Consider the following 9,846-nt stretch of genomic DNA (forward strand, 5'->3'; position numbering starts at 1 on the left):
ATAGCAGTATAATTGAAGGAGGTAAATCCTGTGAACTTATCAATAGATGTACAAATGAAGGATGAAAAACATTACATCACTTTAGCCGGTGAAATCGACGCTTATACAGCGCCAGAGTTAAAAAATAAATTTATGGAATTAGCACAGTTGTCAGAACCATATATTGTTGTGGATTTGACAAATGTTTCTTATATGGATAGTACAGGTTTAGGTGTATTTATTGCGCTACTAAAAGCAATTAAGAGTAGCGAAGGTAAATTGAAATTTGTTGGTGTTTCAGAACGAATTAAACGTTTGTTTGACATCACAGGTCTAACGGAAATTTTAAATGTAAATTCTCACGTAGAGGGTGGCGTAAAATGAAACAACCATATGATATCGTAGAGATGAAAATCCCTGCTAAACCAGATTATGTGGCCATTGCTCGTTTAACGTTATCGGGAATTGCTAACAGAATGGGCTTTTCCTATGACGATATTGAAGATATGAAAATTGCAATTAGTGAAGCATGTACGAACGCTGTACAGCATGCCTATAAAGAAGAAATTGGAGAGATTACAGTTGCTTTTGGTCTTTACGAAGAATATTTAGAGATCGTTGTAGCTGATAAAGGTGAATCATTTGATTATGGTGACTTGCAAAAAGAAGCAGGACCATATGAAACATCTCGAGAAGTTGAAGAACTACCAGAAGGTGGTCTTGGCTTATATTTGATCGATACTCTTATGGACCAAACAAAAATTACTCATAATAAAGGTCTTACTTTAATGATGGCGAAGAACTTACAAAGAGAGCAGGTGGAGAGTGATGGCAGCACAATCTCAACCTACGAAGCTAAGTAAAGAAGAAGTTATCAAGCTTATTGATCAATATCAAAAAAATAACGATGAAGATGCTCAAGACAGACTTGTTATTCAATATAAAGGTCTTGTAGAATCCATTGCCAGAAGATATTCAAAAGGTGGCAACATTCATGAAGATATTTCTCAAGTTGGGATGCTTGGATTATTAGGAGCTATTCGTCGATTTGACCCAAGCTATGAGCGTAGTTTTGAATCATTTGCAGTCCCGACTATCGTTGGAGAAATTAAAAGATTTCTTCGTGATAAAACATGGAGTGTACATGTTCCGCGTCGGATTAAGGAACTTGGTCCACGTATTAAGGCAACAGTTGAAGAACTTACGACAAAACTTCAACGGTCACCTAAAGTACATGAGATTGCTGACCATCTTGAAGTATCTGAAGAGGAAGTACTTGAAACAATGGAGATGGGCCAAAGTTATCAAGCACTTTCTGTTGATCACTCAATTGAAGCAGATTCAGATGGAAGTACAGTAACAATCCTAGATTTAGTGGGGCAAAGAGAAAGCGGATATGAGACTGTTGACCAACGGTTAGTATTAGAGAGAGTACTCCACGTTTTAACAGAGCGCGAGCGAGAAATCATTCAGTGTACTTTTATGGAAAACTTAAGTCAAAAAGATACAGGAGAGAAGTTAGGTATTTCTCAAATGCATGTATCAAGACTTCAGCGAAGAGCGTTAGAAAAGCTGCGTAATGCAGTTAGGACAGATGCTGAAAAAGTGGAGAATTCACTTTAATGATGAACGAATCTATTCCGCAAGTAAAAGTAGAAACCTATCAGGTTTCTAAAAATGGAAGTCATTACTGCGGAGATAGCTACTTCATAGCAGACACAGAGGATTACTTCCTCTGTGTTGTAGCAGATGGTCTTGGAAGCGGAGAGTATGCTATGTATGCAGCTGTTGCTGTTAAAGAAGCTGCTGAACGCTTTCAAAACCAAGAAGTAGAAGAGATTATGTCACAGTGCAACAACGCTCTAAAAAGTACACGAGGTGCAGCTGTTTCAGTTTTGAAGATTTACAAAAAGAAACTGCAATTTATATATAGTGGAGTAGGCAATATTCGTTTTTATCTATATTCACCTGATGGAAATCTAACATATCCCATTCCAGTAAATGGCTTTCTTTCTGGGAAACCTCAGTCCTTTAAAACTGGTACGTTTTCTTATCAGCCAGGAAGTCACTTTTTAATTCATACAGATGGCATTTCAATCAGTGGGATTAAAAATATCTTTTCGCGGTCAAGGTCGCTTTCTGATATTTCTTCCTATATGCAAATGAGTATTCCTCCTTCAAATGATGACGCAACATATGTTTTAGGTTGTATTGGTCACTAAAAGAATAAAGTGCAGCAACAGATTATCAGGGGGTAATCTGTTTTTTTTGTTTCTTTTGTAAGAGAGGAAGAAATTGCTATAATAAAGAAAGGTCCAGCGAAGGAGGAACTTGTATGTCATTAACAAAAGAACAGCAGTTGAAGCAAATTGAGGCTTCATTACATATACCTTTAAAAAAGATTAAAAGCGTAATTGAACTCACTGAAGAAGGAAATACAGTACCATTTATTGCACGCTACCGAAAGGAAATGACAGGGGCTCTTGATGAAGTTGAAATACAGTCTGTGCTAGATCGATGGACATACCTTCAAAATCTTGAAAACCGAAAAGAAGAAGTTTTAAGACTTATTGACGAACAAGGGAAATTATCAGATGACCTCAAAAAGCAAATTGAAAAGGCTTTAAAGCTTCAGGAAGTAGAAGATTTATATAGACCATATAAGCAAAAAAGAAGAACGAAAGCAACAATTGCTAAAGAGCGGGGATTACAGCCGCTTGCTGACTGGTTGCTAACTTTCTCAACAAAAGAAGAAGTAGAGAACTATGCCCAAAAGTTTATCTCTCCAGATAAAGAAGTACGGACGATAGAAGAAGCTCTAGAAGGAGCAGCAGATATTATTGCTGAAGAGATTTCAGATCATCCTAAATACCGAGAATGGATTCGTGTGCAAACTAGAAAAGAAGGTAAAATTGTATCAGCTAAGAAAAAGGATGCAATAGATGAGAAAGAAGTTTACAGCATGTATTATGAATATGAAGAGAACATTAATAGAATTGTACCTCATAGAGTGTTGGCGTTGAATCGAGGAGAAAGTGAAAATGTTCTTCGTATTTCAATGGGTTTTCCGGAAGATCGCATTATTCAATATTTAGAGCGCAAAATGATTAAAAATATTCATGCTCCATCTGTTTCTTATGTAAAAAAAGCAATTGCAGATGGATTTAAACGCCTTTTAGCTCCTTCTATTGAAAGAGAAATTCGAAGTGAACTTACAGAAGTAGGAGAGAATCAGGCTATTAAAATCTTCTCTGAGAACTTGCGTAATTTACTTTTACAGCCTCCTCTTAAAGGGAAAATGGTGCTAGGAGTAGATCCTGCATATCGAACGGGTTGTAAGCTAGCTGTTGTAGATGAAACAGGTAAAACATTAGAAATTGATGTGATCTATCCTCATCCACCAAAAGCTAAGAAGCAAGAAGCCTATGACAAAGTTGTTGAACTGCTACAAAAATATAATGTTGAAGTAGTAGCAATTGGGAATGGAACAGCTTCAAGGGAGACCGAACAGTTTATTGCTGACTTGCTAAAAGATATGAAACAAAATATTTTTTATCTCATTGTCAATGAAGCAGGAGCAAGTGTTTATTCAGCCTCTGCGCTTGCGCGTGAAGAGTTTCCTACTCTTCAAGTTGAGGAGCGAAGCGCAATTTCGATTGCTCGTCGTTTGCAAGATCCGTTAGCAGAGCTTGTTAAAATTGACCCAAAATCTGTTGGAGTTGGTCAATATCAGCATGATGTGTCTCAAAAAAAATTAAACGAGTCATTAAAATTTGTTGTTGAAACGGTTGTAAACCAAGTTGGTGTAAATTTAAATACAGCTTCATCTTCTCTTTTACAATATGTAGCAGGGCTTAACAAAACGGTGGCAAACAATATTGTGCAATATAGAGAAGAAGAGGGGAAACTTATAAATCGTAGCCAGCTCAAGAAGGTTCCTCGATTAGGCGCCAAAACATATGAGCAGTGCGTTGGTTTCTTGCGTATTTTAGATGGAAAGCAGCCCCTTGATAGAACAGGGATTCATCCTGAGAATTATGAGGCAACTAAAAGATTATTACAAATGATGGGAATGACAACTAAAGACCTTGGGAGCCCTTTATTAGCTGAAAAAATAAAAGAACTAAATAAAAAGAAAGCTTCGCAAGAACTAGAAATTGGAGAATTAACTTTAAACGATATTATCGACTCTCTCCAAAGACCAGAGCGTGACCCACGGGATGAATTACCAAAGCCTCTTCTCAAACAAGATATTCTAAAGCTAGAAGATTTAACACAAGGGATGGAGCTTGAAGGCACAGTAAGAAATGTTGTGGACTTTGGCGCATTTGTAGATATTGGAGTAAAGCAAGACGGTCTTGTGCACATTTCAAAGCTAAGAAATTCATATGTTAAGCACCCATTAGACGTTGTCGCTGTTGGTGATCTAGTAACAGTATGGGTGGAAAGTGTGGATGCTTTAAAAGGACGTATTGCTTTGTCCATGATTGCACCTTCTTAAAACAAGGGCACTGCTAAGAGCAGTGCTTCTTTTGATAAAAGAACCAACACTGATTCAATAGTTTAATTTGATAACGATCTTTTGTATAATAAGCACGCTGCATTTGATTGATTAGCCATGAAGGCATATTGCCACGTCCTTTCTGAAAAGGGTAGTAATAGTAAGTATATGCGCCTAGGGCTAGTCACGTGCTTATGAAAGGAGATTGAGTAATGAATAATGACAGTTTGCAAGAGCTAGTAGAAAAAGTCTCTATGGAATGCTTTGACAGAGCATTTGAACATCAGGCATATTTCAACAAACGACTTCGGACAACAGGGGGGCGCTATATACTTAATACACATCATATTGAGGTGAATTTTAAGTATTATGAAGAGTTTGGAGAAGAGGAACTTATCGGTATTATTAAACATGAGCTATGTCATTATCACCTTCATCTGATGGGCAAAGGATATAAGCATGGAGACCAAGAATTTAAAGCGTTACTAAAACAAGTTGGAGCTCCAAGATATTGTAGCTCACTTCCTTCTATTCAAAAGAAAAACAAGAATGTTTTTTACCGTTGTAAAGATTGCAATTATCTCTATAAAAGAAAGCGTAAAGTAGATATTACAAAATACCGATGTGGAAGATGCAAAGGTAGCCTTCTTCTTAAAAAAGGTATTGACTCTTAAAATAAACTATGCTAAATTTATGGAGTCGCTATTTCTAGGATAAGATTTTAGTTTGTGAAAAAAATGTTGACAAGCTAAGTTAGTTGGTATATAATAAATAGCGTCTCATCATAATATTCCACAGTAGCTCAGTGGTAGAGCTATCGGCTGTTAACCGATCGGTCGTAGGTTCGAATCCTACCTGTGGAGCCAGACGGGGAAGTACTCAAGTGGCTGAAGAGGCGCCCCTGCTAAGGGTGTAGGTCGCGCAAGCGGCGCGAGGGTTCAAATCCCTCCTTCTCCGCCATATTTCTTATATGGCCCGTTGGTCAAGCGGTTAAGACACCGCCCTTTCACGGCGGTAACACGGGTTCGAATCCCGTACGGGTCACTTTTATAATATTTGATGTCGATCATTCACCTTTTGAAGAAATAAAGGTCATCTCATCAAGTTATATCATCTTTTGGGCTATAGCCAAGCGGTAAGGCAACGGACTTTGACTCCGTCATGCGTTGGTTCGAATCCAGCTAGCCCAGCCATTGAGCCATTAGCTCAGTTGGTAGAGCATCTGACTTTTAATCAGAGGGTCGAAGGTTCGAGTCCTTCATGGCTCACCATTTTTGTGTGAGTAACAATAGCATACGCGGGTGTGGCGGAATTGGCAGACGCGCTAGACTTAGGATCTAGTGTCTTTATGACGTGGGGGTTCAAGTCCCTTCACCCGCATTCATTTTTCAACACTTGCGGTCGTGGCGGAATGGCAGACGCGCTAGGTTGAGGGCCTAGTGGGTGTATAACCCGTGGAGGTTCAAGTCCTCTCGGCCGCATCAAAAATACCAAAGGTTTAAACCTTTGGTATTTTTTTATGGTCTTTTTTGTTTAGCAAATTGGGAAACTTTAATTAGAGTTTGAGCAGGCTCTCTAATATATATAAGTAAGGATTCCGAGACTTCCCATTCTTGTTAAGGGAACTTCTTCAACACTAACTTTGTGAAATCCGAAATGATTTAAAACTTTTTCTATAGTTTTCTCTGTAACAAAACGCACAGCTTTCCTCCCTAACACATTTATATAAAACTCTACTGTTTGTTCAATATTGTTTACAATTGAAATGAGATGGTGAAGCTTCTTTGTCAAAATCATTTATCTCTACTTCATACTAGAGTATAAGCTTATGTGCTTAACTGTGAAGAGGTAGAGAGAGGATATCCATTGTACTGAATAGGTGCAAAAACTTGAATGTCATCTGCTACATAAGGGAGAACCGAAGCGGTTGTGGTGAAAATACCACTATTATTTGTTAATAAAGAATCAGAATCAAAGTTAAGCGAGTTGGAGGAATCTCTTAACGCTACTTTCACATTTTTTAAGGGGATTTTATTGTAAGAAACTCTGCCGACAATTTTTAACTGTGTATCTTCCGTCTCAGAAATTTGTAGAGTAATATCAGGAAATTCCCTTATAATCTTCGGAGGGATTCGCGGGACTTTACCTCCACACCTGCACCTCTTTTTGGCCATGATCGTCACTTCCTTACAAATGCCTATAAAATAAAGGAGGTAAACCTCTTTATCTTTCTATGAAGAAAAGAGGGAGAGTGCTACAGTAGAGATAAGAAAAAGTAAAGCTAATTTGAAGAGCTCTTTCTAAATATAGAGTTGTTAAAATTTGCACAATCTAAGAATAAAGCCTCTTTCTGTAATCGACTATAATATGGTAAATTCCTGTAGGGTTGAAAATGATACAGGAGGAGATGTGAAAATGCAAGTAAAAGAGGTATTTTTTATTAGATGCATTTCGTGTTTAAGTGTTGTTATGATTCATGTGTTAGGAATTACAATGCATAGTACATCATCTATGTTAGTGACGTTATTAATGTTTAGTACTCCATCATTCATCTTTATTTCTGAGTTTTTACTTTCCTATTCATATCCAAATGGAACACCAAAAGGTTTTTTACTAAAGAGAATACAGTTTATTTTTTTACCATTCCTTTTTGTCGCCTTTATTGATGCTGTTATGATGTCTAGTTTAGGGGGGAATGCGACACTACTATCATTTCTACAAAGAATAAGCGCTAACATCTTTCTTGGTAATTTCATCGGGTACTTCATCCTTATCATCTTCCAGTTTTACTTATTGCATATTTTCTTTCATCAAATACTCCAGCGGATTTCTGCTAAGTTTGTTCTGTCTATAGCGTTTTTGGTTAATGGAGGATACCTTACTTTTGTAACGTTTATAGATATTCCTTCTTTTGGACCTAACCCAATCTTTCCGATTTCTTGGATTCCTTTCGTAGGATGGGTTTTCTATTTTTGTCTTGCTTACTATTGCGGACAAAATTATAAGGGATTCATTTCTTTATTAGATCAATATCGTTATATCGTGTATGGTATTGCAGCTTTATCAGCCTTTATGATTTTAAATAATACGTATTTTGGTTTCTTTGAAGTATCATCGAAAAGGCCTGATATTCTTCTATACACAACAAGTATAATCTTTTTACTTTTCCATCTGTTCTCAAAAGTTTCAAAAGTACCTTATATTATCATGACAATTAGTAATTACTCTTTCTCCATTTATTTATTTCATGTGTATTTCTTAGGGATAGGGCTTACGATTTTAAATAGTTTTACAGAAATACAAAATTCACTAAGCCTTATGGTTATTTATAGCTTTTCAATTGTTGGCCCAATGATGTTATCGTGGGTTTTTAACCATTTTAAATATGGATATATGTTTGTTGGGAAGATCTATAAACCAAAACAGAGTCAATGACGTAACACAGTCTCTATGTAGCTATAAAAAGAGCCGCTTATTTGAAATAAACGGCTCTTTTTTATCTTGATATTTCATTGATTGTCTCTTCCCATCGTTGGATGACTTCTTCTGGATTATCTAAATTTATTTTTACTCCAGAAGTAATAGAAGCATATTTAGCTCTATCTTCACGTATGTTTTCAACTTTTCCAATAAAGCGTTCTCGTTTGTACTTAGCGAGATGGAGTAGTGGAAGCTGTTTGAGGGAGAGTTTAATATAGTAGGCTTTTCCTTGAAAGAAAAAAACAAGAGTTGCTTTTTTTGAACGGATGATGTTCTTTGTTGTAGTCGTTTCTGGCCAAAGTCCAAGGTAAACTTCCTGTGCATTTTTTGCTACAATCTCACCAACGCTAATCATTGCGGTATGTGGCCAGTTCTCTTCGTCTATTGTGAGAAGCATGAATGCTTCATGTTGTTTATTATCAAGTTTTTTTCCGTTTAATAATTCTAAGACTTCTAATGACAATTCCTTCTTCATAAGTAAAACCTCCATTATCAAAAGGTTAGTTGTTTTTAATTCCTTCCCATCTCTTAGCATCAGGAAGGCAAATATTAAACTGATCAAGAGCTCTAAATACAATATGGTTAATAATATCGTTAATGCTTTGAGGATGATTATAGAAAGCAGGCATTGGGGGGAATATGATGGTTCCCATACGTGACAACGCTAGCATATTTTCAAGGTGAATATCATTTAGTGGTGTTTCACGAGTCATTAATAGTAATTTTTTTCGTTCTTTTAATATCACATCTGCTGCTCGCGTTACGAGATTATCTGCTAGGCCCATTCGGATGGAGGCTAAAGATTTCATACTGCAAGGAGCAATAATCATTCCATCAACTTGAAAAGAACCACTCGATATTTTAGCACCTAAGTCTTTTGGGGAATACGTATAGTCTGCAAGTGCTTCAACTTCTTTGGTAGTATAAGTAGTCTCTACATGAACTGTAGCTGAAGCCCACTGAGACATAACAAGATGTGTTTCAATGTCTGTATTTTTTAAAAGCTCAAGGATGCGTATACCAAAAATTGCCCCTGTTGCACCTGTTATACCAATAATTAATCTCATGTTCTGACTCCTTTCTTTACAGGATAACGTGGTATAAACTAATTATACAGTGCTCCTCATTTTATTAAAAATATCTATAAAATGTATATATAATACCAGCAGAGTATATTAAAAATTCAAGCAGCCTTCTATCTAGTAGAAGGAAGGGTGATTTAAAATATAATATTTTTTTAAAATACTTTTAGAAAGTGTTGACACATAAAAGAAGAGTTGGTATTATTAATGACGTTGCTTCTTTAAAAAGCTTTTCAGAAAACGAAAGGAACTAATTTAAAGAACAAACAAACTAAAAATACTTTTTAAAAAAAGTATTGACATAACAAAATGGTTTTGGTAAGATGATTAATGTCGCTTCTAAGGAAGTGATGTGAAATGATTAAAACAACTAAAAAAGTTGTTGACAACAAAACCGAAAGATGATAAGATGATTAAGTCGCTTATTTAAGAAATGCGCCCGTAGCTCAATTGGATAGAGCGTTTGACTACGGATCAAAAGGTTATGGGTTCGACTCCTATCGGGCGCGCCATTTATAAAATAAAGTCATCTGACGGGAAGTAGCTCAGCTTGGTAGAGCACATGGTTTGGGACCATGGGGTCGCAGGTTCGAATCCTGTCTTCCCGACCAGGAGCAACTTCAAAAAGATGCGGGTGTAGTTTAGTGGTAAAACCTCAGCCTTCCAAGCTGATGTCGTGAGTTCGATTCTCATCACCCGCTCCAATTATATTGACCTTTGAAAACTGAACAAAATACGTCAACGTTAATTCTATTTTATTTTTAAAACAACGTTTCTTATTAGAAACAAAAAGCTATGGACATC

At 36.6% G+C, this 9,846-nt stretch carries 11 protein-coding genes and 10 tRNA genes; 17 read left to right on the top strand and 4 right to left on the bottom strand.

Going from position 1 to position 9,846, the window contains the following annotated elements:
* Window positions 1-30 precede the first annotated feature (30 nt).
* The 5 genes from B9N79_RS22930 to B9N79_RS22950 all read left to right on the top strand — a co-directional run bounded on the left by B9N79_RS22930 (window position 31) and on the right by B9N79_RS22950 (window position 4,480).
* Entirely contained in the window at window positions 31-363 is a 333-nt protein-coding gene (locus B9N79_RS22930) for an STAS domain-containing protein (protein WP_019395225.1), read from the top strand.
* On the top strand, window positions 360-842 hold the full coding sequence (gene rsbW, locus B9N79_RS22935) for an anti-sigma B factor RsbW (RefSeq protein WP_019395226.1): 483 nt from the start codon (window positions 360-362) through the stop codon (window positions 840-842). The genes B9N79_RS22930 and rsbW overlap by 4 nt, the downstream gene beginning before the upstream one ends.
* A complete protein-coding gene (gene sigB / locus B9N79_RS22940) occupies window positions 808-1,602 on the top strand; it encodes an RNA polymerase sigma factor SigB (protein ID WP_019395227.1) in 795 nt (264 codons plus the stop codon). The genes rsbW and sigB overlap by 35 nt, the downstream gene beginning before the upstream one ends.
* Window positions 1,602-2,201 carry a PP2C family serine/threonine-protein phosphatase gene (locus tag B9N79_RS22945; RefSeq protein ID WP_046218252.1) on the top strand — a complete coding sequence of 200 codons (600 nt, stop codon included), beginning with the start codon at window positions 1,602-1,604 and terminating at the stop codon, window positions 2,199-2,201. Before sigB ends, B9N79_RS22945 begins: the two co-directional genes overlap by 1 nt.
* Before the next feature lie 113 nt (window positions 2,202-2,314).
* Window positions 2,315-4,480, top strand: coding sequence for a Tex family protein (locus B9N79_RS22950; protein ID WP_046218251.1), 2,166 nt, complete (start codon window positions 2,315-2,317; stop codon window positions 4,478-4,480).
* A 13-nt stretch (window positions 4,481-4,493) separates the two neighbouring features.
* Here the strand turns inward: B9N79_RS22950 and cmpA are convergent, their stop codons facing one another.
* Window positions 4,494-4,607 carry a cortex morphogenetic protein CmpA gene (gene cmpA, locus B9N79_RS25900; protein WP_087944394.1) on the bottom strand — a complete coding sequence of 38 codons (114 nt, stop codon included), beginning with the start codon at window positions 4,605-4,607 and terminating at the stop codon, window positions 4,494-4,496.
* Window positions 4,608-4,692: 85 nt separating this feature from the next.
* Here cmpA and B9N79_RS22955 point away from each other — a divergent pair, with 85 nt between their 5' ends.
* From B9N79_RS22955 to B9N79_RS22990, 8 genes are all read left to right on the top strand, one after another.
* Complete coding sequence (locus B9N79_RS22955) at window positions 4,693-5,154, top strand: SprT family protein (RefSeq protein WP_046218250.1); 462 nt, start codon at window positions 4,693-4,695, stop codon at window positions 5,152-5,154.
* Between the two features lie 117 nt (window positions 5,155-5,271).
* A tRNA-Asn gene (locus B9N79_RS22960) sits at window positions 5,272-5,346 on the top strand.
* Between the two features lie 3 nt (window positions 5,347-5,349).
* A tRNA-Ser gene (locus B9N79_RS22965) sits at window positions 5,350-5,440 on the top strand.
* Window positions 5,441-5,452: 12 nt separating this feature from the next.
* Window positions 5,453-5,524 (top strand) — tRNA-Glu (locus B9N79_RS22970).
* A gap of 74 nt (window positions 5,525-5,598) precedes the next feature.
* Window positions 5,599-5,673, top strand: a tRNA-Gln gene (locus B9N79_RS22975).
* A gap of 2 nt (window positions 5,674-5,675) precedes the next feature.
* Window positions 5,676-5,751, top strand: a tRNA-Lys gene (locus B9N79_RS22980).
* A 26-nt stretch (window positions 5,752-5,777) separates the two neighbouring features.
* Window positions 5,778-5,860, top strand: a tRNA-Leu gene (locus B9N79_RS22985).
* Between the two features lie 17 nt (window positions 5,861-5,877).
* Window positions 5,878-5,961, top strand: a tRNA-Leu gene (locus B9N79_RS22990).
* Between the two features lie 345 nt (window positions 5,962-6,306).
* On the opposite strand, the gene B9N79_RS23000 is transcribed toward B9N79_RS22990, so the two are convergent.
* On the bottom strand, window positions 6,307-6,654 hold the full coding sequence (locus B9N79_RS23000; RefSeq protein WP_085119004.1) for a hypothetical protein: 348 nt from the start codon (window positions 6,652-6,654) through the stop codon (window positions 6,307-6,309).
* 241 nt (window positions 6,655-6,895) lie between these two features.
* On the opposite strand from B9N79_RS23000, the gene B9N79_RS23005 reads away from it, so the two are divergent.
* The gene (locus tag B9N79_RS23005) at window positions 6,896-7,915 is read left to right on the top strand and encodes an acyltransferase family protein (protein ID WP_085119006.1); all 1,020 of its coding nucleotides are present in this window, start codon (window positions 6,896-6,898) and stop codon (window positions 7,913-7,915) included.
* A 61-nt stretch (window positions 7,916-7,976) separates the two neighbouring features.
* Here B9N79_RS23005 and B9N79_RS23010 read toward each other — a convergent pair whose 3' ends face one another.
* The gene (locus tag B9N79_RS23010) at window positions 7,977-8,435 is read right to left on the bottom strand and encodes a hypothetical protein (RefSeq protein ID WP_019390846.1); all 459 of its coding nucleotides are present in this window, start codon (window positions 8,433-8,435) and stop codon (window positions 7,977-7,979) included.
* 25 nt (window positions 8,436-8,460) lie between these two features.
* Window positions 8,461-9,027 (bottom strand): non-oxidative hydroxyarylic acid decarboxylases subunit B, encoded by a 567-nt coding sequence (locus B9N79_RS23015; protein WP_019390847.1) that lies wholly within the window; start codon window positions 9,025-9,027, stop codon window positions 8,461-8,463.
* A gap of 450 nt (window positions 9,028-9,477) precedes the next feature.
* Here B9N79_RS23015 and B9N79_RS23020 point away from each other — a divergent pair.
* The 3 genes from B9N79_RS23020 (at window position 9,478) to B9N79_RS23030 (ending at window position 9,746) form a co-directional block, all read left to right on the top strand.
* Window positions 9,478-9,554, top strand: a tRNA-Arg gene (locus tag B9N79_RS23020).
* A 22-nt stretch (window positions 9,555-9,576) separates the two neighbouring features.
* Window positions 9,577-9,653, top strand: a tRNA-Pro gene (locus B9N79_RS23025).
* Window positions 9,654-9,672: 19 nt separating this feature from the next.
* A tRNA-Gly gene (locus B9N79_RS23030) sits at window positions 9,673-9,746 on the top strand.
* Window positions 9,747-9,846: the final 100 nt, after the last annotated feature.

This window comes from Priestia filamentosa (assembly GCF_900177535.1).
Lineage (GTDB): Bacteria > Bacillota > Bacilli > Bacillales > Bacillaceae_H > Bacillus_I > Bacillus_I filamentosa.

Excerpts from the sequence above, each read along its gene's own strand:
- rsbW (WP_019395226.1), top strand. The coding sequence starts at position 360 with ATGAAACAACCATATGATATCGTAGAGATGAAAATCCCTGCTAAACCA.
- sigB (WP_019395227.1), top strand. The coding sequence starts at position 808 with ATGGCAGCACAATCTCAACCTACGAAGCTAAGTAAAGAAGAAGTTATC.
- B9N79_RS22945 (WP_046218252.1), top strand. The coding sequence starts at position 1,602 with ATGATGAACGAATCTATTCCGCAAGTAAAAGTAGAAACCTATCAGGTT.
- B9N79_RS22950 (WP_046218251.1), top strand. The coding sequence starts at position 2,315 with ATGTCATTAACAAAAGAACAGCAGTTGAAGCAAATTGAGGCTTCATTA.
- cmpA (WP_087944394.1), bottom strand. The coding sequence starts at position 4,607 with ATGCCTTCATGGCTAATCAATCAAATGCAGCGTGCTTATTATACAAAA.
- B9N79_RS22955 (WP_046218250.1), top strand. The coding sequence starts at position 4,693 with ATGAATAATGACAGTTTGCAAGAGCTAGTAGAAAAAGTCTCTATGGAA.
- B9N79_RS23000 (WP_085119004.1), bottom strand. The coding sequence starts at position 6,654 with ATGGCCAAAAAGAGGTGCAGGTGTGGAGGTAAAGTCCCGCGAATCCCT.
- B9N79_RS23005 (WP_085119006.1), top strand. The coding sequence starts at position 6,896 with ATGCAAGTAAAAGAGGTATTTTTTATTAGATGCATTTCGTGTTTAAGT.
- B9N79_RS23010 (WP_019390846.1), bottom strand. The coding sequence starts at position 8,435 with ATGAAGAAGGAATTGTCATTAGAAGTCTTAGAATTATTAAACGGAAAA.
- B9N79_RS23015 (WP_019390847.1), bottom strand. The coding sequence starts at position 9,027 with ATGAGATTAATTATTGGTATAACAGGTGCAACAGGGGCAATTTTTGGT.